Annotated in this window: 26 protein-coding genes; 7 read left to right on the top strand and 19 right to left on the bottom strand. The window is 31.3% G+C overall.

Going from position 1 to position 25,099, the window contains the following annotated elements:
- Positions 1 to 3 precede the first annotated feature (3 nt).
- The 8 genes from sbcC to sosA all read right to left on the bottom strand — a co-directional run bounded on the left by sbcC (position 4) and on the right by sosA (position 8,165).
- Entirely contained in the window at positions 4 to 3,033 is a 3,030-nt protein-coding gene (gene sbcC / locus IDG45_RS04255) for an exonuclease subunit SbcC (protein WP_000803152.1), read from the bottom strand.
- A gap of 3 nt (positions 3,034 to 3,036) precedes the next feature.
- Positions 3,037 to 4,158 (bottom strand): exonuclease subunit SbcD, encoded by a 1,122-nt coding sequence (gene sbcD, locus IDG45_RS04260; RefSeq protein WP_000691294.1) that lies wholly within the window; start codon positions 4,156 to 4,158, stop codon positions 3,037 to 3,039.
- Positions 4,159 to 4,281: 123 nt separating this feature from the next.
- Complete coding sequence (locus tag IDG45_RS04265; protein ID WP_000966142.1) at positions 4,282 to 4,749, bottom strand: CcdC family protein; 468 nt, start codon at positions 4,747 to 4,749, stop codon at positions 4,282 to 4,284.
- A gap of 93 nt (positions 4,750 to 4,842) precedes the next feature.
- Positions 4,843 to 4,941, bottom strand: coding sequence for a hypothetical protein (locus tag IDG45_RS04270; RefSeq protein ID WP_001789897.1), 99 nt, complete (start codon positions 4,939 to 4,941; stop codon positions 4,843 to 4,845).
- Positions 4,928 to 5,170 (bottom strand): YneF family protein, encoded by a 243-nt coding sequence (locus IDG45_RS04275; protein ID WP_000246909.1) that lies wholly within the window; start codon positions 5,168 to 5,170, stop codon positions 4,928 to 4,930. The genes IDG45_RS04270 and IDG45_RS04275 overlap by 14 nt, the downstream gene beginning before the upstream one ends.
- A gap of 277 nt (positions 5,171 to 5,447) precedes the next feature.
- Positions 5,448 to 7,436, bottom strand: a complete 1,989-nt coding sequence (gene tkt / locus IDG45_RS04280) for a transketolase (protein WP_000481451.1) — start codon at positions 7,434 to 7,436, stop codon at positions 5,448 to 5,450.
- 120 nt (positions 7,437 to 7,556) lie between these two features.
- The gene (locus IDG45_RS04285) at positions 7,557 to 7,796 is read right to left on the bottom strand and encodes a DUF896 domain-containing protein (protein WP_000071351.1); all 240 of its coding nucleotides are present in this window, start codon (positions 7,794 to 7,796) and stop codon (positions 7,557 to 7,559) included.
- A gap of 135 nt (positions 7,797 to 7,931) precedes the next feature.
- Positions 7,932 to 8,165, bottom strand: a complete 234-nt coding sequence (sosA, locus tag IDG45_RS04290; RefSeq protein WP_000499651.1) for a DNA damage-induced cell division inhibitor SosA — start codon at positions 8,163 to 8,165, stop codon at positions 7,932 to 7,934.
- Positions 8,166 to 8,307: 142 nt separating this feature from the next.
- Between sosA and lexA the strand changes: the two genes are divergently transcribed.
- On the top strand, positions 8,308 to 8,931 hold the full coding sequence (gene lexA / locus IDG45_RS04295; protein ID WP_001208755.1) for a transcriptional repressor LexA: 624 nt from the start codon (positions 8,308 to 8,310) through the stop codon (positions 8,929 to 8,931).
- Between the two features lie 379 nt (positions 8,932 to 9,310).
- On the opposite strand, the gene IDG45_RS04300 is transcribed toward lexA, so the two are convergent.
- The 5 genes from IDG45_RS04300 to IDG45_RS04320 form a co-directional block, all read right to left on the bottom strand.
- A complete protein-coding gene (locus tag IDG45_RS04300; RefSeq protein WP_172440459.1) occupies positions 9,311 to 10,327 on the bottom strand; it encodes a CAP domain-containing protein in 1,017 nt (338 codons plus the stop codon).
- A 21-nt stretch (positions 10,328 to 10,348) separates the two neighbouring features.
- A complete protein-coding gene (gene guaC / locus IDG45_RS04305; protein ID WP_000688131.1) occupies positions 10,349 to 11,326 on the bottom strand; it encodes a GMP reductase in 978 nt (325 codons plus the stop codon).
- A 156-nt stretch (positions 11,327 to 11,482) separates the two neighbouring features.
- Positions 11,483 to 11,752: a 30S ribosomal protein S14 gene (rpsN, locus tag IDG45_RS04310; RefSeq protein WP_001085655.1), complete on the bottom strand. Its 270-nt coding sequence runs from the start codon at positions 11,750 to 11,752 to the stop codon at positions 11,483 to 11,485.
- 453 nt (positions 11,753 to 12,205) lie between these two features.
- Positions 12,206 to 12,355: a 50S ribosomal protein L33 gene (gene rpmG, locus IDG45_RS04315; protein WP_001265708.1), complete on the bottom strand. Its 150-nt coding sequence runs from the start codon at positions 12,353 to 12,355 to the stop codon at positions 12,206 to 12,208.
- 90 nt (positions 12,356 to 12,445) lie between these two features.
- Positions 12,446 to 13,963: a catalase gene (locus IDG45_RS04320; RefSeq protein ID WP_000082539.1), complete on the bottom strand. Its 1,518-nt coding sequence runs from the start codon at positions 13,961 to 13,963 to the stop codon at positions 12,446 to 12,448.
- A gap of 203 nt (positions 13,964 to 14,166) precedes the next feature.
- On the opposite strand from IDG45_RS04320, the gene IDG45_RS04325 reads away from it, so the two are divergent.
- The 3 genes from IDG45_RS04325 to IDG45_RS04335 all read left to right on the top strand — a co-directional run bounded on the left by IDG45_RS04325 (position 14,167) and on the right by IDG45_RS04335 (position 16,153).
- Positions 14,167 to 15,621, top strand: a complete 1,455-nt coding sequence (locus IDG45_RS04325) for an amino acid permease (RefSeq protein WP_031927632.1) — start codon at positions 14,167 to 14,169, stop codon at positions 15,619 to 15,621.
- Positions 15,622 to 15,759: 138 nt separating this feature from the next.
- Entirely contained in the window at positions 15,760 to 15,864 is a 105-nt protein-coding gene (locus IDG45_RS04330; RefSeq protein ID WP_001791424.1) for a hypothetical protein, read from the top strand.
- Entirely contained in the window at positions 15,839 to 16,153 is a 315-nt protein-coding gene (locus IDG45_RS04335) for a hypothetical protein (protein ID WP_000580201.1), read from the top strand. Before IDG45_RS04330 ends, IDG45_RS04335 begins: the two co-directional genes overlap by 26 nt.
- A 327-nt stretch (positions 16,154 to 16,480) precedes the next feature.
- On the opposite strand, the gene IDG45_RS04340 is transcribed toward IDG45_RS04335, so the two are convergent.
- From IDG45_RS04340 to IDG45_RS04355, 4 genes are read right to left on the bottom strand one after another with little or no spacing between them, the layout of a single operon-like run.
- Positions 16,481 to 17,284 (bottom strand): Cof-type HAD-IIB family hydrolase, encoded by an 804-nt coding sequence (locus IDG45_RS04340; RefSeq protein WP_000186308.1) that lies wholly within the window; start codon positions 17,282 to 17,284, stop codon positions 16,481 to 16,483.
- A 57-nt stretch (positions 17,285 to 17,341) separates the two neighbouring features.
- Positions 17,342 to 18,256: a homoserine kinase gene (gene thrB / locus IDG45_RS04345; RefSeq protein WP_000073175.1), complete on the bottom strand. Its 915-nt coding sequence runs from the start codon at positions 18,254 to 18,256 to the stop codon at positions 17,342 to 17,344.
- A 1-nt stretch (position 18,257) separates the two neighbouring features.
- Positions 18,258 to 19,319: a threonine synthase gene (gene thrC, locus IDG45_RS04350; RefSeq protein ID WP_001255462.1), complete on the bottom strand. Its 1,062-nt coding sequence runs from the start codon at positions 19,317 to 19,319 to the stop codon at positions 18,258 to 18,260.
- 5 nt (positions 19,320 to 19,324) lie between these two features.
- Positions 19,325 to 20,605: a homoserine dehydrogenase gene (locus IDG45_RS04355; RefSeq protein WP_000735864.1), complete on the bottom strand. Its 1,281-nt coding sequence runs from the start codon at positions 20,603 to 20,605 to the stop codon at positions 19,325 to 19,327.
- 190 nt (positions 20,606 to 20,795) lie between these two features.
- Between IDG45_RS04355 and IDG45_RS04360 the strand changes: the two genes are divergently transcribed.
- Positions 20,796 to 22,178, top strand: a complete 1,383-nt coding sequence (locus IDG45_RS04360; protein ID WP_000868645.1) for an aspartate kinase — start codon at positions 20,796 to 20,798, stop codon at positions 22,176 to 22,178.
- 53 nt (positions 22,179 to 22,231) lie between these two features.
- On the opposite strand, the gene IDG45_RS04365 is transcribed toward IDG45_RS04360, so the two are convergent.
- Positions 22,232 to 22,807, bottom strand: coding sequence for a hypothetical protein (locus tag IDG45_RS04365; RefSeq protein WP_001803470.1), 576 nt, complete (start codon positions 22,805 to 22,807; stop codon positions 22,232 to 22,234).
- A 330-nt stretch (positions 22,808 to 23,137) separates the two neighbouring features.
- On the opposite strand from IDG45_RS04365, the gene IDG45_RS04370 reads away from it, so the two are divergent.
- On the top strand, positions 23,138 to 23,992 hold the full coding sequence (locus tag IDG45_RS04370) for a hypothetical protein (RefSeq protein ID WP_000011833.1): 855 nt from the start codon (positions 23,138 to 23,140) through the stop codon (positions 23,990 to 23,992).
- A 140-nt stretch (positions 23,993 to 24,132) separates the two neighbouring features.
- Here IDG45_RS04370 and nucI read toward each other — a convergent pair whose 3' ends face one another.
- Positions 24,133 to 24,666, bottom strand: a complete 534-nt coding sequence (gene nucI, locus IDG45_RS04375; RefSeq protein WP_000841351.1) for a thermonuclease NucI — start codon at positions 24,664 to 24,666, stop codon at positions 24,133 to 24,135.
- Between the two features lie 138 nt (positions 24,667 to 24,804).
- Here nucI and IDG45_RS04380 point away from each other — a divergent pair, with 138 nt between their 5' ends.
- Positions 24,805 to 24,993 carry a hypothetical protein gene (locus tag IDG45_RS04380; RefSeq protein WP_001027143.1) on the top strand — a complete coding sequence of 63 codons (189 nt, stop codon included), beginning with the start codon at positions 24,805 to 24,807 and terminating at the stop codon, positions 24,991 to 24,993.
- The last annotated feature ends 106 nt before the right edge of the window (positions 24,994 to 25,099 follow it).

Below are 25,099 nucleotides of genomic sequence, written 5' to 3' on the forward strand. Positions count from 1 at the left end.
GTTTTAATTTCTTTTGAATCTTGTTGAACTCTTATATTGATCTGATTTCACTTCTAAAACTAAAGGTATTCTATTTTTCAATTCACTCACATGTGAAATAATCCCAACCATTCTACCAGTTGATTTAAGATTTAACAAAGTGTCTAACGCTGTTTCAAGCGTTTCTTGATCTAATGTACCGAATCCTTCATCAATAAATATTGATTCTAGTGAAATACCTCCTGATTGCTGCTGTACAATTTCGCTTAACCCTAAAGCTAATGCAAGCGACGATTGGAAAGTTTCTCCACCTGATAACGAGCTAATATGTCTAGACTTATTTGAATGCAAATCAAATACATCAATTTCTAGGCCACTAAGACCATGAGAAACCGCTTCTCGCCTAATTAGTTGGTATCGATTATCTGACATTGTTGCTAATCTCAGATTTGCTTGAGCAATAATTTGATCTAAATAGTAAATTAAGACAAAGTTTTCCAATGTAAGATTTTTGTTATTCTTACCACTAAGAATCTCAGCCAATTGAAATATTTCTTGTTGATCCTTTAATTCTTGATTTAAGTAATTAATATGCGAAACTATAGATTGTGTTTTTTTAATATTATTTTGACATTGATAATGAACAGCAGAGTATTCATCTATCAGTGTATTCATCTTTCCTTTTTTTAGTTCATAGTCATCTTTTAATTTATCAGAGTCCAATAACTCTTTATCCTTGGTTAATGATTCTAACCTAGCGATTTCCATTTCAAATTCATGATAACGTTTTTTATAAGTATCCCTTTTCTGCTCTAATTCCTCTTGCTCGCCCCTCCAGGCTATTATTTCATTTATATCATTGTCGTCAGTTAAATTCAGCCTCGACATTTCCATTTCAATAGATTGTTCATTCAATTCTAAGTCATTATTGTAAGTTTCTAGTTGGTTTTCATAGTGATTTAGATTATTTTGCTCAATTAACTTTCTTTGAGATAATTGTATTAACTTATCTTCAATCTGGTTTGAGTGTTCTTGATGTTGATTCACATCTTGAATATACTTCTTATAATCCACTTCAAAATTAGTGATATTATTATATTTTGAGAGTGTTTCAAATTCAGTGATGAGATCTCGACATATTTTCAACTCAGATTCATTTTTATTTAGACGCAATTGTTTATTATGAATTTGCAACGTTAGATTATCTTTTTCTTCTTTCATTTGTTCTATAAATTTATTAAGATCTCTTTGATTATTCAATGCATTTTCATTTTCTAGCAGACGCTTATTCAATACTTCGAGTGAAAGATCACTTTGCGTTTTAATATTAATATTCGATATTTTTTCATTAACAAATTTAATTTCAGAATTATGCACAGCAATATTCGATTCCATAGTGTGGATATTTGCTTCAATTTCTTTAATTTCATTTTGACGTTTAGCAATACTGTCAAAATCAATATGATGCCCTAAATCCTGAATTTCATTACCACATATCGGACATTGATCTCCAATCTTTACAGCAGATTTAATTTCACTTATAAAGCTTTCTTTATCATTTAAGTCCAATTTTGATTTATCATAGCGATCTAATTTTATTTCGAGATTCTTCAATATAGTTTTTTCTTCATTAATTTGATTCTCTAACTCTTGCTTACTACCTAATAGTTTATCTAATTCATCTTTAGCTTTTTCATTTTCTTTAATTACATTAATTTCATTATTTATGTTAGTTATCGCATTATTTAGTTCGATAATTTTCTCGTAATCACTTTCATTATTACCTATTGAATCTTCGACCTTTTCTAAACCTTTAATTAGATTATTTAATTCATCACCTAATTGTTCATCCTCAGTTCTCAAGCGTTCAATATTGAGATAACTTTGTTGATACTTATTAATGTCGTTAAATAATACTCTAGTTTTATCAATAAAAGAGATTTTACTTTCAATTAAATCTCCATTTTCTTCTAACATTTTTTTCTCTTTGTCTATGTTTCGCTTATCACAATCAAGGTTCAATATTTTATTATTGGTTTCAGAAATATCTTTTTTGCTTTTAGCAATTTTAGTTTCAATTTTTTCTCTATTTTCAATATAATTCAATAAGTTTGTAATATCTTGTAACAACTTTAACTTAGCTTCAATTTCCTCTATTTCAGGTTGTTGCTCTTTCAATTGAACGAAATCAATTTTATTTTTGTTGAGTTGATTAATATTATCTTTTAATATATTATTTTCTAGTGTTTTCTTTTCTATTATTTCATATTCTTTAATAGCAGTTTCTTTACTTTCATTTACAAATGCTAGTATTTCTTTCGACCTAGCTTGTAAAAGTGGTATATTTTCAATCACTTTGTCTATCTGTTGAGTGGCAACCTCTAATAAGCCTTTTATTTTGTCATCATCAAATGATTCAATTTCTTGCCATAAAAGGTCAATTTGTTGATATCTATTCTCGATTTGAGCTTTTTCTTTTTTTACTTCTTCTTTTAATATTTCTCGTATAGCTTCAAATTTTTCACTGTCAAACAGTGTTCTTAATATCCCTTGCTTTTCACGACTGTTTGATATTAAAAAGCGTTTGAATTCACCTTGAGGCAAAATAAACAATTGTCGGAATTGATCTGCATTTACTCCTAATAATTCAATAATGAATTGGGTACCTGAAATTACTTTACTTTCTCTAATTTCATACTTGCCATCCACCATCTCAAATACATCAAATTTAGCGTTCGTTTTTGTTGTATTACCTTCTTTGATATAAGGGCCTTGTCTATGCACTTTATAAATTCGATGATTTAATTGAAATTCAAACGTTACTGACATCGGCTGTTTACCATCAGCGAAATGACTTCTCAAATCATTTTCTTCTCTTTGTTCAGTTGATGCTTTACCAAATAAGGCATAAGTCATTGCATCAAAAATCATTGTTTTACCAGATCCAGTCTTACCACTTATTAAAAACAATTCATTATTATCAATTTTAGAAAAATCAATTTCTTCTTTTAAAAAGGGGCCGAAATTATTCAACTTTAAATGTAATGGTTTCATTCATTAATCCTCCTTTCTCAATTCGTTTTCTAAAATATTTTTTATCTTTTTAGATTGGATATCCGATAATTTTTTATCAGTTATATGGTTATAAAACATTTCGATGATTGACATGTCATCCTTTTCACTTATTTCTATAGCATTATTTTCTTCATTGTAATTAAAAGTTTCATTCGTCAGCGCTAAAGTGTTAGGATAAATTTGTTTTAAACTCATCATTGGATCAGTAATATGAGACATATTTTTAAGTTTAAAATGTAAATAATTATCTTTATTTTTCACATGAACTTTTTCATTAATAACATCATTATATTCGCCCGAGATAATTTCCAATTGTCTAAGCGGCTTAAGAGGAATAAATACATCGTTAATAATGCCATCGTTAATTGTTACACGTCTATACCCTTTAGCTTGACCCGCTTCCGAAAATGAATACTGCAATAAGGAGCCACTATATTTAATTTTGTCGTCTTCTATACTAAATGGATGATGCAAGTGACCTAGCATGACATAATCAAATATATCAAAAACACCTTTCTGAACTGATTCAACCGTTCCAATAGTTAATGGTCTTTCAGAATCAGATGTCTTTCCACCTTGAACAGTCAGATGACTAATTAAAATATTGACGGCATCTTCATCAATTGCCGGTGCTATTGTTTCAATACAGCGCGTAATTCCCTGTTGATGCGTTTCAATGGTATCATCTTCAAAATAGTGTTTCATTTCGCTCACAGTAGCATAAGGGAGTGTATAAAAATTAACCCCATTTATCTCTATTGGCGAATTAATCGATGTAAAATCTGTTCTTATAAATAACTGATTATGTTCAAACCAACTCGCCCCATAGTTTAATCTCTCTTTACCATCGTGATTTCCGCTAATCATAATTATTGGTATACGCAGTTCTAAATTTAGCTTTCCAATCGCTTGTTCTAATAACATGATTGCATCTTTACTTGGATATGTTGTGTCATATAAATCTCCAGCTATCACAATGATATCAGGTTCTTCTTCTTTCATTTTTTCTACGAACATATCTAAAATATACGCTTGATCTTCTAAAAGCTGTTTGCCATTTAATATTTTCCCTAAGTGCCAGTCCGCTGTATGTATAATTTTCATTACTGCCTCCATATAGAACGTTTGTTCGCTTTTATTTTAATATAAACATTTCACCTTTTCAAGTAAAATTAAAACCACTCATTGACTGATTTAAAAGTCGATCACAAGTGGTTTTAAAAGTAATTAATTGATTAATGTTTTCTTTAGTTTTTTGTATTTATATAGCATTGCTGCTCTCCAAGGAACAATCATACAGAATGCTAATAAAAAGAACATGCCGCCTAATTCTCCAGGATCTATTTCATTACTAATGAATATTTTCATCACAGTACGAATGATAAGTAATGAAATCAAAATAACTGGAAATGCTTTAGATCGTTTCATATAAATTTCTGTACCTTTGACTTCAAATCGAGAAGTCCAAATTAGAACTGTAGAAAAAAGCAAACCAATTATAAAGGCTTCTAGCATTTCCGATCCTGTTAGCCTAAAATATGGAACGACGTACATCAATGCACCAGTCGCCATAAAAAACGGTGGCAAAACTATTTTTTTCTCATTTACCGGATAATTTTGAGCTTTCATACGAATAACTATAACTATAGTTCCCATAAATAAAGCTACAATGATTGAAAATATTAAATAGAGCACGCAGACACCTTCTCGTTAAATAAACTCTCTGTAAATCATACAAAATGAATTATAGCATTTCTCAGTCTATTCGTCATTTTGTTAACTTTAATTTTAATAAACATATTTATTCTTATTAATTTGATTATAAAAAGAGGCCATTTCCATATCTGGAAAATAGCCTCTATCAATTGCGAATTTACTTTTTCGCACTCTTCATATTTTGATCCATATTTTTATTCATCATCGTCATCATTTGATTAATTTTCTTCTGAGAAGGTTTTTGACCCATTTGCATCATCATCATACGAAGCATTTCTTCGTTGATTGGTGGGTTTTTCTTCAAGTAGTCCATCATATATTTTCTAGCTAAAAGGAAACCTCCAATTAAACCTAAAATTAATGCAGCTACTATAAAAATAATTGCTAACCAAGTTGCCATTGTTTCACCCGCTTTCTTTATCCTACTGAATTTTACTAAATTCATCACATTATTTCAAGAACTAGTTTATTCAAGTATTTTAATATCGATACTAAAAATAATATCAAAAATCATGCTGTTATAACAGAGGTTTTAAAGATTAATCTGAAATAGTATATTTTCAAAAGTTATCACTTATGATGTAGTTTGAGTGCTATACTCTAAATTTCACCACTTTAAAAGAAGCCTAAGATTATGCATCCTAGACTTCTAAACATACTCGCTTTATAAATTATTCTTATAAGCTCATAACTTGGTTTAAGATATTTTCTTTTGTAAAGCCATATTTTTCAACTACTAAATCGCCAGGTGCACTTGCGCCAAAGCCGTCAATAGCAATAACTTTACCTGCAGTACCTACATATTTATGCCATCCTAGCGGTGAAGCCATTTCAATCGCAACACGTTTTGTTACGCTTGATGGAATAACTGATTCTTTATATTCTTCAGATTGTTGTTCAAATGCATTCCAGTTAGGCATTGAAACAACACGCACTGATTTACCTTGCTTTTCAAGATCTTTAGCAGCTTCAACTGCAAGACTAACTTCTGAACCTGAAGCTAATAATAGGAATTCTGGTGTCTCTTCAGAGCCATAAACTGTATAGGCACCTTTTCGAACGCCTTCTTCAACTACATCTTCTGGTACATCTAAAACCGGTAAGTTTTGACGTGTCAATACTAATGAAGTAGGTGTAGATTCAGATTCTAAGGCAACTTCCCATGCTACTCTTGTTTCATTACCATCTGCAGGACGGATAACATTCATATTTGGAATGGCTCTTAGTCCAGCTAATTGTTCAATTGGTTCATGAGTAGGACCATCTTCACCTACTGCAATTGAATCATGTGTGAAGATGAACGTAGCATTTAATCCCATAATTGATGATAAACGTAACGCTGGTTTTAAATAATCACTAAATACGAAGAATGTTGCACCATATGGATGTAAACCTCCATGTGCAGCCATACCATTTACAGCAGCACCCATAGCAAATTCACGTACACCAAACCACACATTTTTACCTTCAGGTGTTTCAGAACTATAATCTGTTGCATCATTTACATTGGATTTGTTTGAACCAGCAAGGTCTGCTGATCCACCAAAGAATGAAGGGACAGTTTTACTGATTGCTTGAATAACAGTACCAGAATCAGCACGAGATGCACCATTATGACCAAGTTCAAAACGTGGTAGTTCATCCTTATAATTTTTAGGCAATTTACCACTAATCGCTAATTTAAATTCTTCTGCTAATTCAGGATATGTTTCTGCATATTTTTCTAATAATGAATTCCATTGAGATTCATCTTCATTAGCACGTTTTAACATAGTATTTTGGAAAATTTCGTATACTTCTTCTGAAACATTAAAACGTTTTTCAGGATCTAAACCGTAATTTTCGAATGTTAATTTTCTTTCATCTTCACCTAAAGGTGCCCCATGAACACCATTAGTTCCTGCTTTATTCGGTGAACCAAATCCGATTGTTGTTTTAACTTCGATAATTGTTGGTCCTTCTTGAGATTTAGCAGTAGTAATCGCATTATCAATTTCTTCTAAATCATTACCATCTTTAACTAGTAAGTAATTCCAACCATATGCTTCAAAACGAGCTTTTGTGTTTTCAGAAAAAGCTTTGTTTAATTCGCCATCTAATGAAATATCATTTGAATCGTATAAAACAACTAATTTACTTAATTTATTATGTCCAGCAAATGAAGCTGCTTCATGCGAAATACCTTCCATTAAATCACCGTCAGAAGCTAATACATATGTGTAATGATCTACAACATTATATCCTTCTTTATTAAATTTCCCTGCTAGGTGATCTTCTGCTAAAGCTAATCCTACTGACATAGCAAAACCTTGTCCAAGTGGTCCAGTAGTAACTTCTACACCATCAGTATGTCTGTATTCAGGATGGCCTGGTGTTTTAGAACCCCATTGTCTAAATTGCTTTAATTCTTCTAATTCTAAACTACCAGAAACATGTAACAAGCTATACAATAATGCTGAACCATGCCCTGCCGATAATACGAAACGGTCTCTATTGAAGTAATCTTTAGATTGTGGATTAAAATTCAGATGACGTGTCCACAAAGTGTAAGCCATTGGGGCAGCTCCCATAGGTAATCCTGGATGACCAGAATTCGCTTTTTCGATTGTGTCGATACTTAGTGCACGTAGCGTATCAACAGCTAATTGATCTTTTTCATTAAACATCTTGTGTATCTTCCCTTCTTCAATTTTATCAAATACATTATAACTTATTTTAAAATAAAAAGATAAGTAAAATACTTATTCCAAGTTATAATGTCAGAAAATTCTTTACAGATTTGTGATTTAATTTTTATTATCTCTTTTTTGTTGTATCTCTTTAATTTTTTCAGGTGTTACATCATTACCTTCTGGATCAATTACTTTAGTATTTTCAATTTGTTGTTTAAACCCTTTTCTAAAACTCTCAAGATAAGCTTTTCTTAAGGCTGTTTGCTCCTTTGCTTCTTCTTGAGTTAATCCTACTTCTTTTTTCTTTTTAGCTAACTCGTTAATTCTTTCGATATTCAAATCAGAATTACTCAATTAAAAAACCTACCTTCAATTTGTTTATTCAATCATTATAATACTTTAACAAAATATAACAAATTTAAGTTCAGCAAAAAAGTAATAAAAAACACTATTTCGCAAAAATAGGCAAAATAACGTTGTGACAATGTATCAATTTATTAAAGCGAACACTTTCCCATCTCTTTGTTCGCTATTGTTTGTAGGGTCTTTATGTTCGTATGCTTTATTTATCGTATTGTTCTTAATTTGATGGTCAGTCATTTCGTACACTTGTTCCGAGTGAGCACTAACGTTCGCACTTAACAAGAATATTGCAAAGGCTGCACTTGAAACTAAAAATATGATGATATATGTTGATACGTTTTTATATTTATTGTAAAACATCATTTTCACTCCTAGAACATTTGTTTGTATAAGTAATTTATCAGAACTTATGTTCTGTGTCAATATTTTAACGAACAAATGTTTGTTTTGGTTGTGAATTAATGATATACTGTATTTAAATTAATTTAGGGAGTGCCTATATATGAGAGAATTAACAAAACGACAAAGCGAAATATATAACTATATTAAACAAGTTGTTCAAATGAAAGGTTATCCGCCTAGTGTTCGTGAAATTGGTGAAGCAGTTGGCTTAGCATCCAGTTCAACTGTTCATGGTCACCTTTCACGTCTTGAAGAAAAAGGTTATATAAGAAGAGATCCAACGAAACCACGTGCTATAGAAATTGTAAGTGATCAAACAAATGATAATATTAATATGGAAGAAACGATTCATGTGCCAGTTATTGGTAAAGTCACAGCAGGTGTTCCTATTACCGCTGTAGAAAATATTGAAGAGTATTTTCCATTACCTGAACACTTAACATCGACACATAATAGCGACATATTCATATTAAACGTCGTAGGCGACAGTATGATTGAGGCTGGTATATTAGACGGAGACAAAGTAATTGTTCGCAGTCAAACCATAGCAGAAAATGGAGACATTATTGTTGCTATGACTGAGGAAGATGAAGCAACTGTCAAACGCTTCTATAAAGAAAAAAATCGTTATCGATTACAACCTGAAAATAGTACAATGGAGCCAATTTACCTCGACAATGTTGCTGTAATTGGGAAAGTAATTGGTTTGTACCGCGAAATGTAATATTTTAAACCGTTATATATTATCGTAATTGTTAAACCCTCATTTTTATAAATTTTGGACCTCTTGAAAAAGTTTCGTTTTCAAGAGGTTTTATTTATTCTAATCTAAATTCAGTTCAAACAGAAATTGCGAATTGTTAGATAATCTCATTCTTTAATATAAATTTTGAATTACAGATTCCTGCAAAATGTTACACAAATTAAAACTCGCCCCCGTAATAATTTACAGGAGCGAGCCATTATTATTTTTTTCTTTCTTTTTTATTAAGTATATCTTTGACGCGTTCAAGTATATCCGCATCTTTTGGTTTATCTGTTGTCATCATGTTTATCTACTTCCTTACAGATAAACATTACCCTTTAAACTCATACCAAAAACATTAACCAGTATAATTTTCTGTCCAAAAAGGTTGTTTTTCATCATTAAAATCAACACCAACACCTAATATTTTAAACGTATCATTTAAAATATTTTTTCTGTGACCAATAGAATTCATTAATCCTTGATGTGCATAGATACTACTAACTTGACCATATGCTAAATTCTCTCCGGCTGAGTTAAATGTAATACCATCTTTTTTCAATCGATCAAATGGTGATTGACCTTTTAAATTTGTATGATCAAAATAATGATTTTTGGCCATATCTTTACTATGCTTACGAGCAGTTTCAGAATTCTGTTTAGAATACTTCAATGTAGATAATTGATGTTGTTTTCTTTCAGCATTAACTAAATCAAAATTTTGTAGTTCAAAACTATCTGCAAGCGATTTCGAAGGTGCCCCATATTGTTCTTTTAATCTATTTTCCATAGCATCACTTACTTGTAAAACAGCTGTTACATTATTACGTCGATACTTATCATAAAATACCGTCGTATAAATGTGATTTTTATGGAAAACATCATATTCTTTATTATTTTGTTCGTAACGCACTCTACCTTTAACAATCTCTGTTTCTGGTTCGCCTAATCTTTGCCTTACAACCGCTTTCGGTGTATTGTATTTAATTTTTGATTTTGAAGTGATGATATTTTGATTTGTATATAACGCATTAACTTTATCTTTAATGTAACTTATCATTATAAAATTATTGTAATCGTCATCATAATACGTATACCACTTCGTACCGTATTCATTAAATGTCACTCTTTTTGGTTTATTTAATGTTTTCTCAACATCTGATTTCGACATGTTCATTTGTATATTGTTAAAGGCAAATAGTTGTTTCTTCGGCGTATCCAATTTATTTTCCGCAGAAATTGTTTCTTTATTGATGTGAATGTCAATATATTGTCTTACTTCATTTTGTAAATGAATGAATGGTTTAAATTCTGTTATTGGCGCAATGATAATAATTGATAAAAACGCAACAACAGTTACTATGAATTTTTTAATTTACATCACCTACTATAAATATTAATCTCTATCACCGTTGAAAATAGAGTTTCTAACAATAACATAATCTACAGTACGTAATGATTTCAAGTCTTTTCCACCGGCATATGAAATTGAGCTTTGTAAATCTTGTTGCATTTCTTTTAAGGTATCCATTAATGACCCCTTATGTTCTACAAACATTTTTTTACCTTCTACATTTTTATGTTCGCCTTTTTGAAATTCAGATGCACTACCAAAATATTCTTTATACTGTTTACCATCAAGTTCTACAGTTTCACCAGGTGATTCTTCGTGTGCCGCAAATAATGAACCAATCATGACCATTGATGCACCAAATCTAATTGACTTAGCGATGTCGCCATGCGTTCTTATACCACCATCGGCAATCAAAGGTTTACGAGCTGCTTTACTACATATGTTTAATGCCGCTAACTGCCAACCACCAGTACCAAAACCTGTTTTAATCTTTGTAATACAAACTCTACCAGGACCTATACCGACTTTGGTAGCATCAGCACCAGCATTTTCTAATTCTCTAACACCTTCTGGCGTACCAACATTACCAGCAATAACAAAACTATCAGGTATATGGGTTTTAATATGTTTAATCATGTTTATCACTGAATCCGAGTGACCATGCGCAATATCTATTGTAATATATTCGGGGATTAATTTTTCTTGAGCTAACTTTTCAATAAAATCAAATTCCGCTTTCTTTACACCAACTGAAATAGATGCAAATAAGCCTGAATTTTGCATATTTTTTATAAAAGGTATTCTTGCTTCTTCATCAAAACGATGCATGATATAAAAGTAATCATTTTCAGCAAACCATTTCGCTAATTTCTCATTCATAACTGTTTGCATATTTGCAGGAACTACAGGTAGCTTGAATTTTTTCGGACCAAATTGGATAGTTGTATCACATTCAGACCTACTTTCAACTATGCATTTATTAGGTATTAATTGAATATCTTCGTAATCAAATATTTTCACTTTAAATAGCCCCTTTAAAAACTAATTATTTTTAAATGCAAATTAAAAACCGAATGTTTCCTTATTAATATGAGAAAACATTCAGTTTATAGCATTCGTATATACTGTACATTGTTTTATTGATATTGTAAATGGGCTAAAGTACGAAATTTGATTTTACCAACTTGATTTTTTAACACCTGGAATTTGTCCTTTGTGCGCATGTTCTCTAAACGCAATACGAGACATTTCAAATTTACGTAATACACCTCTAGGTCTTCCAGTTACTTTACATCTTCTAGTTAAACGTGTAGGTGATGAATCTCTTGGTAATTTTCTTAACGCTTCGTAATCACCTTTTGCTTTTAACTCTTTACGTAATTCGTAATATTTATTTACTAACTCTTCTCTTTTTCTCTCTTTTGCTATTTTAGATTTCTTAGCCATATATAGTTACCTCACTTTTTATCAAATCGTAATTATTCCGATTTATATAATAACACAATCCTCACATAATTCAACAGTAAAGTTTCATTTCTTTGTTAAATTATTTTCTAAACCATCATATTTAACATTAAAATGTATTGTCGAACATTTATAAAACATATCCACAATTACTTCGTACTTATTAAATTCCGCTTTGAAATTTTAAATTCTACTATATTAAATACTCTTTCAAGCATTCGCTAACAAAATGACTTTATAAAATCAGTAATCTATTTCCTTCTATAAATATTCTCAATTTTTAATAAAGTAACAACTAATACAATCATAAATTGTTCTATCGATGAAACTCAATTCATTAATCACTCTTCACAAAAATTTCATAAAAAAGCGAGCTCCCCAATATAATAGGTAAGCCCGCTTTATTTTCAAATCGTCGTATTTGAATGATAAGAATTACTTAGTTTCACGATGTAACGTATATTTGTTTAATCTTGGGCAATATTTTTTCATTTCAATACGCTCAGGATTATTACGTTTATTTTTAGTAGTGATATAGTTACGATCGCCACATTCTGTGCATGCTAATGTTACGTTTACGCGCACGTTAAACACCCTCTCTTGTTAGGAATCTTTACGATTTATTATGATATCATAAACTGCTCAACTATGCAATATAGAAACTACATATCAAATTTATTTTTCAAAGTTTTCGTATGTTTCATCATTTTCAGTTTCAAGATCAATAGAATTTATATCAATACCTAATGCTTTTGCAACACCTTTACCATATTCTGGGTCAGCTTTGTAACAATGACGAATATGACGTCGTTTAACATCATCCGTTACGCCTTCCATTGCATTTGCTGTATTTGTAAAAATTCTTTCTTTAGCGTCCTCTGATTGTAATCTAAACAATTTACCTGGTTGTTCAAAATAATTATCATCATCTTGACGTTGATTATATTCATAGCCGTATCCATCAGTTGGGAATGGTGGCTTTTTATATTCAGGTTGAGAATCAAATTTACCATGGTTATTTGGATAATAATGTGTTCCTCCACCTTGGTTATTGTCAACTACGCGCATTTGACCATCTCTACTAAAAGGACAAATATTTTCAATACCAACACCTTTAGGTTGGTTTACAGGAATCTGCCAATGATTAACTCCTAATCGATATCTTTGCGCATCGCCATATGAGAATAAACGCCCTTGCAGCATTTTGTCTGGAGAAAAATCTAATCCTGGAATAATATTAGTTGGTGCAAACGCAGCTTGTTCAACATCCATAAAGTAATTATCTGGATTTCTATTTAATTCAAACTCTCCAACTTCAATTAGAGGATACTCATCGTGATACCATACTTTTGTTAAATCAAATGGATTATCTTTATGGTTTTTAGCTTGTTCCTCAGTCATTACTTGAATATACATTGTCCATTTTGGATAATCACCTTTTTCAATGGCTTCGAATAAATCGCGTTGAGATGAATCGCGATCTGTAGCTATAATTTCAGCAGCTTCTTCATCAGTTAAGTTTTCAATACCTTGTTGAGTTCTAAAATGGAATTTAACCCAAACACGTTCACCAGAATCATTATACATAGAGTATGTGTGTGAACCAAACCCATGCATATGACGTAAATCTTTAGGAATCCCTCTATCTGACATTAAGATCGTAACTTGGTGCAATGCTTCTGGAAGCCCCGTCCAGAAATCCCAGTTATTTTGTGCATCTCTCATATTTGTTCTAGGATCTCGTTTCACCGCACGATTTAAACTAACAAATAACTTTGGATCTCTAAAGAAGAATACTGGTGTGTTATTCCCTACTAAATCCCAGTTTCCTTCTTCAGTGTAGAACTTTAACGCAAATCCTCGAATGTCACGCTCCGCATCAGCAGCACCACGTTCTCCTGCTACAGTAGAAAAACGGGCAAACATTTCGGTTTGCTTACCTATTTCAGAGAATATTTTAGCATTCGTATATTTTGTTATATCTTTAGTTACAGTAAATGTCCCAAATGCACCAGAACCTTTGGCATGCATTCGACGTTCTGGTATTACTTCTCTATCAAATTGAGACATTTGCTCTAAAAAGTAAATATCTTGCATTAAAAGAGGTCCCCTAGGCCCTGCTGTCATACTATTTTCTCGATCTGATACTGGATGCCCAAAAACACCAGTTAACTTTTTGTCTTGTTGTGACATAGTCATCCCTCCACAATTTATAATAATTATAATTTAATACATATTATAATTTAACCCCATCAGAATTACAATTAAACATGCTCAAGATGATTAAAAAATCAGAAAATTTTAATTTTTTCGCTTTACAGTGCTAAATAGTTATTGAATAGTACACTTAAAAAGCTTACAATAATGGGTGTATTTAAATAGATGGGAGACTAAATATGGAAGATAATAAAATGAACCGTAGTCTTAACTCAAGACACATTTCCATGATTGCTATAGGTGGTGCAATTGGGACTGGTCTATTTGTAGCTACTGGTAATATCATTTCTCAAGCTGGTCCTGGAGGCGCTATACTCGCTTATCTTGTTATTGGTGTCATGCTATATTTCTTAATGTCATCAATTGGAGAGTTGGCAACATTTTATCCAGTATCAGGTTCATTCAGCTCTTATTCAACACGCTTTATTGACTCATCTCTAGGCTTTACCATGGGATGGTTGTATTGGGCATTGTGGTCATTAGTTACAAGTGTTGATGTCATAGTAGCGTCAAATGTGCTTTATTTCTGGGACACATTTAAATTTTTCCACCCCATTACTTGGAGCTTAATCTTTATTACAATTTTACTATTATTAAACATTTTTTCTGTAAAATCATTTGGAGAAACTGAGTTTTGGTTATCATTGATTAAAGTGTTAACAATTATCGTATTCGTTATTTTTGGCTTTTTAATGATTTTCGGTATCTTAGGTGGTCATGCATATGGATTTGAAAACTATACAAAAGGCCAAGCACCGTTTGTTGGTGGTATCTCTGGTTTCTTAGGCGTATTATTAGTCGCCGGATTCTCAGTTGGTGGTACAGAAGTAGTAGCAGTAACTGCTGGTGAATCAGATGACCCTAAAAAGTCTATGCCTAAGGCAATTAAACAAGTATTTTGGCGTATTCTTTTATTCTATGTCTTATCAATTGCAGTAATTGGTGCAATTATTCCGTACACAGATCCATCATTATTAAGAGCAAGTAGTTCAATAAGTCAAAGCCCATTTACAATTGTATTCGATAGAGTAGGCATAGCCTTTGCAGCATCAGTAATCAACGCGGTTATTTTAACTTCATTATTATCCGCTGCAAATTCAGGTGTTTATACAACAGGAAGAATGTTGTATTCCTTAAGTTCAGACAAAAAAGCACCCCAATTTTTAAGTAAATTAAACAAGACAACAAAGTTACCTTTAAGAGCATTATTAACTACTTATGCAGTCGTTGTTATTGTTATTATTTATGCAAACTTTAATTCAAATGCCGTTTTTAATTTACTTGAAATTATTGGTTCAATGATTATAGTTGTTTGGGGATCAAGCATTTGGTCACAAATACGATTGCGACAAGCTATTAAAAAACAAGGTCAAGATCCTAATAAGGTCCTACCATATAAAGCACCTTTTTATCCATTAGGACCAATCATTGTCATCGCTACGCTATTATTCTTGCTATTTGGTGGTTCAGTTGAATATATTTTAAAAGATCAATGGTTAAATGCTTTTAAAAACTTTTTACCTTTAATCATTCTAGCGTTGATTTACTTTATTCATAAAATCATTCACAAAACAAAATTTGTAAAGCTAGAAACAATTAATTTAAAACCACACGATTATGACAATCAAAAATAAATAAATTCCCACACGGCAGATGCTTTAGATTATCTATAGCATTTGCCGCTTTTTAATGGTGTAAAGCAGATATACTTTAATATCTTTTTCTAGTATAAAGTGTATTAACTAGTATTCTGTTTATATTTTATTATGACCATGTTACCATTCTTTATTTTAGATATTTTGCATATCGTGTATAATATAGATAACAATAACTTTTCAGGGGTGAAATTCAATGATTGGACAAACAAATTTATTTGATGATGTACTAAAGCAAGATGAGAGATTTGTTATTGTAGTTCAAGCATTAGAAGAAAAGAACGGACAATTATTAAAGAGAACTTTAAGGGAATATCCCGGTTTAAACCATAAACAAATGAATGATTTATTTACGCACTTAAAGGAATTATTTTCCGAAGAATCTTTTGCTGAAAACCAATCAGCGTTCAGTATTACAGTTTATACAAATTTAGATTATACTGCTGACCAAATATATGCTCATGTAAAACGCTTCAGAGGAAAGCATGACTGGACACAAACAGCTAAATAAAATCAAGATGCTTGCAGTGATTTTAACAATTAATGTTAGATTGTCACTGCATTTTTTAATACATTCGTTATTATTCAGAATGATTCAAATTTATTTATCTACCTCCGTGACTAGTTAATACTTGATTTATTTTAAAAATATACATCTACTCTATTCGTTAGATATCATTACTAATCTAAAATATGAATTTCAAATCCTCCATAGTATAACTGAAGTCATTTTCACATAAATAAAGCTCCCTTCAAAGCTTTCATTTTTTCAATGTCTACTTTGAAGGGAGCATTTCAATCTTATTCAAATATCCTGTGATTAGGCTTATTTTAAAATTTATAACAATTTTTTGAGCGCATGTGGAATACCATTTTCATTATGGTCCAACGTAATTTCATCTGCATATTGCTTAAGTTCATCTGATGCATTCCCCATAGCAATAGCTAGACCTGCGACTTCAAACATTGATTTATCATTCATACTATCACCAAAAGCAATGACTTGATCCACCGAATATCCCAATTTGTGACATAACGCTTTAATTGCATTACCTTTTGAAACATCTTTGGCCATAAATTCTAAGAAGAATGGCTTACTTGTCGTAGCATCTACATTATCATTGAACACACCATTCAAATCAATTCTAGCTTCAGTAATATTCGCTACATAATCAACTCCCATGACCTTGGGTACATCGCCTTGAATATATGCTTTGATATCATCAACACGTTTCATCGGTAAACCAGTTAATTCCGCTTCAATATTCATATATTCATGTTCGCTGTCGTAAATAATTTGACCATCATGATATGTAAGAACAAAAAACCCTCTATCTCGACAATAATCTACAATTTCATCGAAATCCTGCTTACCAATCGATTTACTTACTTCTACTTCTTCATTAGTCATGTTAATCGTTTTACTGCCGTTATAACTAATAATATAGCTATGATGTTCAGGTAATTTTAAATCTCTAGCAGTTGGAATCATACCTTCAGTAGGTCTACCAGATGCTAAAACAACATAATAACCTTCATCTTGAATTGCTGTTAAATAATTTGCAGTTTCTTCTGATATCACATTATCTGAATTTAGCAATGTGTCATCCATATCTAAAACGACAACTTTATAATTTGTCATATCGCATTAAATCTCCTCTCTATTTCACATTCAATACTATTTTACAATATAAAGTGTCTATTGGTATACAATTCGTTCTTTAACACCACTAACATTAATATCTACTAATTCAGAATGACATGTAACTACATTTCTATTTAAAGCGCGAACTAATTCGCCACTATTTTCTTTGCGACTAAATATTAAAATAGTTGGTCCAGCACCACTAATTACAGTTGCATAGGCATTATGTTGACTAGCAATTGTTTTCACTTCATCAAATTCAGCAATTAAATGCTGACGATACGGTTCATGAAAGCCATCTTGTTGCATGAGCTTACCTGCTAATTCATAATTGTGCTGTGCTAATGCACAAATCATTGTATTACTAATTGCACTACTTTTAACCGCTTCACTATGTGTTAATTTTTGTGGTAAAGCACGTCTTGATGCTTCTGTTTTTAGTTCATAAGTTGGTATCGTTACAATCACATCCACGTCTGGTATGTCGATATGTGCAACTGACGTTTCTTTCGAGACATCATTATAATACCCAGCGATTAAACCACCATAAATGGTCGGCGCAACATTATCAGGATGTCCTTCGATTTCAGTCGCTAATTGTAATACCTCGTGTTTAGATAGTTGGATATCACCAAAATAATTTGCGATATATATAGCTCCTACTAAAGCAGAAGCTGACGAACCTAACCCTCTTGCCAATGGAATATCACTTCTCATTTCGATACATAAATTAGGCAAGTCAACACTATATTTAGCAGCAACTTGTTGTGCCACATGATAAATAAAGTTTGTTTCGTCAGTAGGCAATTGCTTCGATGCATCATCATGGAAAATATATTCCCATTTTGTCCCTGATGTTTCTTTTACAGACAGATGCAAAAATTTATCTAAAGCCATACCTATAGAATCAAAGCCAACTCCAAGGTTGGCTGTTGATGCAGGAATTGTTAACTCCAAAACATTCGACATGTTATAAAGCTCCTTTAATATAATCGATAATGCTATCTTTATCATTTGGCAATGGCTTTATCGGATTATCTAGTAGTGAAATAGCAGTATCAGGATCTTTTAGTCCATTACCAGTTAAAATCGCAACTACTTTTTTACCTTGAGGTAATTTACCTTGTCTATGCAATTTAATTAAACCTGCAATAGAAGCATTACTTGCTGGTTCACTAAAGACACCTTCTTTAGTTGTCATTAACTGATATGCTTCTAGAATTTCATCATCAGTAACACTATCTATTAATCCATTTGATTCTTTAAGAGCATTAGTCGCCTTTTCCCAACTAGCAGGATTACCAATTCGAATAGCAGTTGCAATCGTTTCAGGATTTTTAATGACTTTATTTTGAACAATTGGTGATGCGCCTTCAGCTTGGAAGCCAAACATTTTCGGCAATTGTGATCCTTTAGCTTCATGATATTCTTTAAAGCCTTTCCAATATGCAGTAATATTACCTGCATTACCTACAGGAATCGCTAAAATATCAGGTGCTTCACCGTCTAATTGTTGCACAATTTCAAATGAGCCTGTCTTTTGCCCTTCGATTCTAAATGGATTGACAGAGTTTACAAGCTCGATTTCGCCACTTTTTGCAATTTCTTTTACAATTTCTAAAGCTTCATCAAAGTTTCCTTCAATAGAAACGATTTCTGCACCATACATTACTGCTTGCGACAGTTTACCTAACGCAATTTTACCTTCTGGTATTACGACGATAGCTTTTAAACCTGCTCTAGCTGCATATGCTGCTGCAGACGCTGATGTATTTCCAGTCGAAGCGCATATTACAATTTTCTTACCTTGCTCTTTTGCTTTTGTCACAGCCATTACCATACCGCGATCTTTAAATGAACCTGTCGGATTGGCACCTTCATACTTCACATATAAATCTATACCTAGTATTTTAGACATATTTTCACAATGAATGAGTGGTGTATTTCCCTCGTTCAATGTTAATTTTGGTGTATTTTCATTTACTGGTAAATGTGCTTTAAACTCTTCTACTAATCCTTGCCATCTTCTCATTATAATTAAACTCCTTCTACTGGGTATACTTTGTCAACTTCGTATCCATGCTTAGTGATTAATTCTTCTGGTGATGATTCCAATCCAACTATAACAGCGGCATATGATTGATTATCGTAATTTGCAACTCTTAATGATCGGTGGAATGGTAATATTGCCTTTAACTCATTTTCAAAATTTTCAATTGAACCTTTGACATGATTCACTACTACAAAGAAATTGGATTTTTCTTTAATATTAATTTCTGCATCAGAATCCATCATTTCCCTTGTTTTATCTGTCTTTAATTCAAAATGTGGTGGCAATGTGTGTAAATCTGATTCAAAGAATAATGCTACATTCAATAAATCACTGACAACGGCACTACCTGTTGCTAAACTGCCTGCTCCTTTTCCATAAAACATCGTGTCACCAACGGCATCACCAATGACATAAATCGCGTTATATTCATCCTCTACAGCTGCTAATTGATGCTTTTTATCAATTAACGTTGGTTCTACTGATGCATTAACTTTGCCATTTTCATATATTCCCTTACCAATCAATTTAATTTTATACCCCAGTTGATCGGCTACATTAATATCAGTTAAAGTTACACCACTAATTCCTCTTCGTTTAACGTCGTTTAATTTAATGACTTGGTTAAATGATAAATATGATGTAATGACAACTTTACGCGCTGCATCTACCCCTTCTACATCATCAGTTGGATCCGCTTCAGCAAAACCAAGTCTTTTCGCTTCATCAAGTGCTTCCTCAAATGTCGTTTGCTCTTTAGTCATTTTAGATAAAATAAAATTAGAGGTACCATTTAAAATTCCCATAAATTTTGAAATATTATTCGCATTCAAACCATTATTTATGGCATTTACGATCGGAATACCACCTGCTACACTCGCTTCAAACTTTAAAGCTACACCATTTTCTTCTGCTAAATCTTCTAAAAGTTTAAGATGTACTGCTAATAAATCTTTATTTGCGGTAATAACATGTTTTTTATTTTTAAGTGCTGTTCTTAACCAATCTACAGTTGGTTCAATTCCTCCCATGACTTCAACGATAATATCTAATGAATCATCATTTAAAATTTCATTAACATCTTCAGTTAAATGATATTGGCTAATATTTAGCGGTCTCTTTTTAGATTTATCTCGAACAAGAATATGCTTTATGACGATATCTTTATTTAATGTATCTTGAATTTGCTGTCGGTTCTCTTCGATGATTTTAACAACACCAGATCCGACAGTACCTAATCCTAATAATGCTATATTTAATTTTTTCATTTTATGTACCTCCGTTTGTGCTTTTGAGAAAAACAAATGTATTATTGAAAAACACTAGATGATAGTATAGTATAGAATTATTCTTTATTTTTGTAAAGTTCGTAATATTCAAAATATAAATACATAATATCATTCTTACTTACAAAACTGAATACAATTTTCTGATTTTTTAGAAAGGTTGGCATGCACTATGAAAGTTTCCAAATTCGGTGGTAGCTCCGTCTCCAATGCTACTCAAATTAAAAAGGTTTTAAATATTGTTAATTCTGATCCAGAGCGAAAGATTGTTATCGTTTCTGCTCCAGGTAAAAGACATGATAATGATATTAAAACAACTGATTTGTTAATCAGATTATATGAAAAGGTCATTAATCATCTTGATTATCATGATAAAAAAAGAGAAATTATTCAGCGTTATGATGATATTGTAAAAGAATTGCAAATGGATGAAAGTATTTTACGGACGATAGATGTGACTTTGGAACATTATATTAATCAATTAAAAAATGAACCGAAGAGACTATTAGATGCATTACTTTCTTGTGGTGAAGATTTTAATGCGCAATTGATAGCTCTATATAATAATAGTCAAGGTATACCAACAAAATATATATCACCGAAGGAAGCGGGTATTTTTGTTACTGACGTCCCACAAGAAGCACAAATATTAGATAGTGCTTACTCTGAAATTAAAAAATTAAGAGATTATGATGAGAAACTAATTATCCCAGGATTTTTTGGCGTATCTCATGAGGGATATATAGTTACATTTCCTCGTGGCGGATCAGATATAACTGGCGCCATCATATCAAGTGGTGTTAGAGCTACAATTTATGAAAATTTCACCGATGTGTCTGGTATTTATAAAGCTAATCCAAATATCATCAAAGATCCTGAATTAATCGAAGAAATCACTTATCGAGAAATGCGTGAATTATCTTATGCTGGTTTTAGTGTTTTCCATGATGAAGCATTACAACCACTTTATAAAGATCGCATACCTGTGGTGATTAAAAATACGAACCGCCCTCAAGATAAAGGTACATTTATAGTGCATGATAGAGAAATAAATGCGAAAAATGTGATTAGCGGTATAAGTTGTGATAAAGATTTTACTGTCATTAATATCAAAAAGTATTTAATGAATAGACAAGTCGGCTTTACTAGAAAGATATTAGGTGTCTTAGAGGATAATAATATTTCATTTGATCATATGCCTTCAGGTATTGATACTATCAGTATCGTTATGCGTTCAAAACAAATTCAAAATAAAGAAACAAAAGTATTAAATGAAATTCGTCAAAAATGTGATGTTGATGAGCTAAGTATTGAGCATGATTTAGCAATTTTAATGATTGTCGGCGAAGGTATGAATAAAGTCATCGGTACTGCAAATAAAATTACACATGCCTTAGCTGAATCAAAAATTAACTTAAAAATGATTAACCAAGGTGCTTCGGAAATCTCGATGATGTTTGGAATTCATGTAGATGATGCTGAAAAAGCTGTATTATCTACATATGAGTTTTGCTATCACGGGGTTGCATTAAAAAACTTGTGTGATAAAAACTAATATAAAAGCAATTCGTAACACATGTATTCAACTGCGTTATGAATTGCTTTTTCTTAATTATTTATTGTTCTCTGTATTGCATCCTTAATACGTTGCTCACCTACTACAAATTTTAAAATAAAAAATTGATAGTAGCTTAATGCATCTATGACTCGTTTATAATTGGAATAATGATGATACTGATGGTGTTGCATTAGATCATACATTAGAACGATTTCCGGTTTAATATAATCTACATCCCAATTTAAACTATGGAAGTAAATGTTACTCTTAGGTATACGTATATTCGGATCCAATCTAAAAATCCATTCATCGTTTACAACATCATAAACGAAAATACTCATTATTGTTGTATCATCATATTGCACATAAACTTTTGCAATTTTTGAAAGTGATAAATCTTCTTTAGCTATTGCTTGATCTTGCTTATCTATGTATAGTAACGCATATGATTGCGGAATAACTTTCACAATATCACTTAAACGCTTACGTTCCACGCATATTTCAACAATAGAAGGTAATTTTAATTCATCATTTAAGAAAAGCTGCATGGCAACTTCACCGTGAAATTTAAATAATTGCGATGATGTTTTCATTAAATTGTCCACTAATTGTTCTTTAGCATTCATTTCATTCACTCTCAAATACACCTCCTAAGCAAGCGCTTTCACAAATATCATTATACATTTTAAAATTAATGAATTCAATCTTCAAAATACTATGAGTGACCTAATTCTGTCATTTAAATGACCGTTATAACATAAATTCGACATAAACTTGAATTCACGAATCTTTCACGTCATATTCATTGAACATCAATATCTGTCAGTTTATAATTTGATTATAACAATGATGAACTAAAATCAACTAATAAAAATGTGGGAAATTGAATAACAATTAATCTTTATTAATTATTATTGTATACAAAGTTAAAGAAGTCAAAAAGGATTGGTGAAAAAATGTCTTTTTATGTTGTACTTATCATTATCATTGTAGCATTAATTGGTATATTAGTTTTAAATCAAAGGTATAGTAATAGTAAAATAGATACCGAAGTTTATGCAAGAAAGCAACTTATTAAAAAGAACAAAGCATTAAGTGCAGAAAATGCTGAATTAAGAAGTCAAATGCTGAGTTCTAATAATGATGTTGGCCACCATGCATACAAAAATGCTAAAAGAGAATTACGCAAGATTTTAGATAGCTATCTCGAAAATGGTAAATTAAAATATTACGATATTATCGTTACAAGCAATTTAGCTACTAAACATCCGTTTTTCGAGTATGCACGTTCATTTGATTTTATCATTGTTTCAGATATCGTTTTAATAAACGTTGATGTAAAAAGCTGGGGTGAAAAAACATTTTATCACTTTGATGTACCTGATGAGCATGATACAGAAATGAGCAATAGTAATATTGAAAAAGTTGTCGGTCATTACATTAGCCAGCAATATCATGATCAGTTTAATTCATCAAGAAAGTCTATCTATACTTTTACAGAAACAGTTCAACCAAATCGTGTTATTTATGATTTTTATGATTATGATCCGTATCAATTAGCAGCAAATAATGCTAAAGCATTAAAGGATCATATTGAACAAAACTTTAACTTTAAAGTCCAAAGTACCGGTGTTATTTACTTTAGTGATGGTACAGTTAATATCATTCAAGGTTCTGAAGAAAGAGATAAATATGTTGATACAGTTTCAACAAAATCTTCGTTACGACGTATTATTAGCGAAGCCATAGAGCTATCTAAACACCCTTTAAATAAAGAACAGGTTGATCAAATCACAGCTATATTCAAGTAAAATCAAAGGCATAATAATCCATTACGCTCGATACGCACTATGGTTATTATGCCTTTAAATTATTTCTATATATAAATTTAAGGTAATAATAAATCGATGCTTCAAGTATATTTTACTTTAATATATAATCACCTATTTAATTATTTACTCCAAATATTTAATTTCTGTTGTTTAGCTTTATTTTGTGCTTCTATAAATACATTTCTATATTTGCCATTTGGTGAAAAATACTTCTCTCTAGCAAGTCCCTTTTCCACTAATTCCTTATTGTACATACGATCTTTACTTATCCATACATACGCCAATGTTCTACCATAGCGGTCTTGCTTTTCCTTATCATATTCTAAATAAACATCTTGATTTGTTAATGTCTTCTTACTATAATTTGATGCTTCTTTGCCAAATGGTTGTACAGGCGTATTCGGTTTCACCGTTTCTGGCGTATCAACCCCTATAAGCCTAACTTTAATTTCTTTACCATTTTGATTTGCAATAAATGTATCACCATCCACAACTCTTTGAACATGTACTTTATCTTTACCATTTAAATCTTGTACAGTTTCATGATTTGTTCCCTTTTTAAAAGGACCCGTATGATTCATAAATTGAAATGCTAATACACCTACAATAATGATGGCTACCACAATCATAGCAAGCGATTTATTTGACTTCATTTTGCCACCTACTTCTCTTTTTTCATTCCGATTAATCATATAAAAGTTAAGAAATATCGTCAATAGCCATATCTACATATTTCAATATTTTGGAAAGCTATAGCATGATATAATGTTATTGTTAAGGAGTGAAAATGAATGAACATTTCAAATGAAAATACAGTCACATTAATTGCAGTAATTATCGCAATTATCATTGGTATTTTCCTACAAATATTTTTCAAATTACCATTAATAGTGACAGCAGTACTATCTATTTTATTGGGTATCTTTGTAGGCTTTATCGTATACCTGATTGTTTCGTTTTATAATAAACGAAAAAATTAGTTAACAAATCTAACTTGCGAGTACCAAAATAAAAGTATTGAGTAAGATTTTGATTATTGACTCACTTTCAAAGTCTCTTAAATCAAAACACTCAATACTTTTTTGT

Origin of the sequence: Staphylococcus sp. EG-SA-10 (assembly GCF_017151945.1) — a bacterium.
Taxonomy (GTDB): domain Bacteria; phylum Bacillota; class Bacilli; order Staphylococcales; family Staphylococcaceae; genus Staphylococcus; species Staphylococcus aureus.

Bases quoted from the DNA above. Each gene is read 5' to 3' on its own strand.
- sbcC (WP_000803152.1), bottom strand. From the start codon at position 3,033: ATGAAACCATTACATTTAAAGTTGAATAATTTCGGCCCCTTTTTAAAA.
- sbcD (WP_000691294.1), bottom strand. From the start codon at position 4,158: ATGAAAATTATACATACAGCGGACTGGCACTTAGGGAAAATATTAAAT.
- IDG45_RS04275 (WP_000246909.1), bottom strand. From the start codon at position 5,170: ATGGCAACTTGGTTAGCAATTATTTTTATAGTAGCTGCATTAATTTTA.
- tkt (WP_000481451.1), bottom strand. From the start codon at position 7,436: ATGTTTAATGAAAAAGATCAATTAGCTGTTGATACGCTACGTGCACTA.
- sosA (WP_000499651.1), bottom strand. From the start codon at position 8,165: ATGTTTTACAATAAATATAAAAACGTATCAACATATATCATCATATTT.
- lexA (WP_001208755.1), top strand. From the start codon at position 8,308: ATGAGAGAATTAACAAAACGACAAAGCGAAATATATAACTATATTAAA.
- rpsN (WP_001085655.1), bottom strand. From the start codon at position 11,752: ATGGCTAAGAAATCTAAAATAGCAAAAGAGAGAAAAAGAGAAGAGTTA.
- IDG45_RS04320 (WP_000082539.1), bottom strand. From the start codon at position 13,963: ATGTCACAACAAGACAAAAAGTTAACTGGTGTTTTTGGGCATCCAGTA.
- IDG45_RS04325 (WP_031927632.1), top strand. From the start codon at position 14,167: ATGGAAGATAATAAAATGAACCGTAGTCTTAACTCAAGACACATTTCC.
- IDG45_RS04330 (WP_001791424.1), top strand. From the start codon at position 15,760: ATGTTACCATTCTTTATTTTAGATATTTTGCATATCGTGTATAATATA.
- IDG45_RS04335 (WP_000580201.1), top strand. From the start codon at position 15,839: ATGATTGGACAAACAAATTTATTTGATGATGTACTAAAGCAAGATGAG.
- IDG45_RS04340 (WP_000186308.1), bottom strand. From the start codon at position 17,284: ATGACAAATTATAAAGTTGTCGTTTTAGATATGGATGACACATTGCTA.
- thrB (WP_000073175.1), bottom strand. From the start codon at position 18,256: ATGTCGAATGTTTTGGAGTTAACAATTCCTGCATCAACAGCCAACCTT.
- thrC (WP_001255462.1), bottom strand. From the start codon at position 19,319: ATGAGAAGATGGCAAGGATTAGTAGAAGAGTTTAAAGCACATTTACCA.
- IDG45_RS04355 (WP_000735864.1), bottom strand. From the start codon at position 20,605: ATGAAAAAATTAAATATAGCATTATTAGGATTAGGTACTGTCGGATCT.
- IDG45_RS04360 (WP_000868645.1), top strand. From the start codon at position 20,796: ATGAAAGTTTCCAAATTCGGTGGTAGCTCCGTCTCCAATGCTACTCAA.
- IDG45_RS04365 (WP_001803470.1), bottom strand. From the start codon at position 22,807: ATGAATGCTAAAGAACAATTAGTGGACAATTTAATGAAAACATCATCG.
- IDG45_RS04370 (WP_000011833.1), top strand. From the start codon at position 23,138: ATGTCTTTTTATGTTGTACTTATCATTATCATTGTAGCATTAATTGGT.
- nucI (WP_000841351.1), bottom strand. From the start codon at position 24,666: ATGAAGTCAAATAAATCGCTTGCTATGATTGTGGTAGCCATCATTATT.
- IDG45_RS04380 (WP_001027143.1), top strand. From the start codon at position 24,805: ATGAACATTTCAAATGAAAATACAGTCACATTAATTGCAGTAATTATC.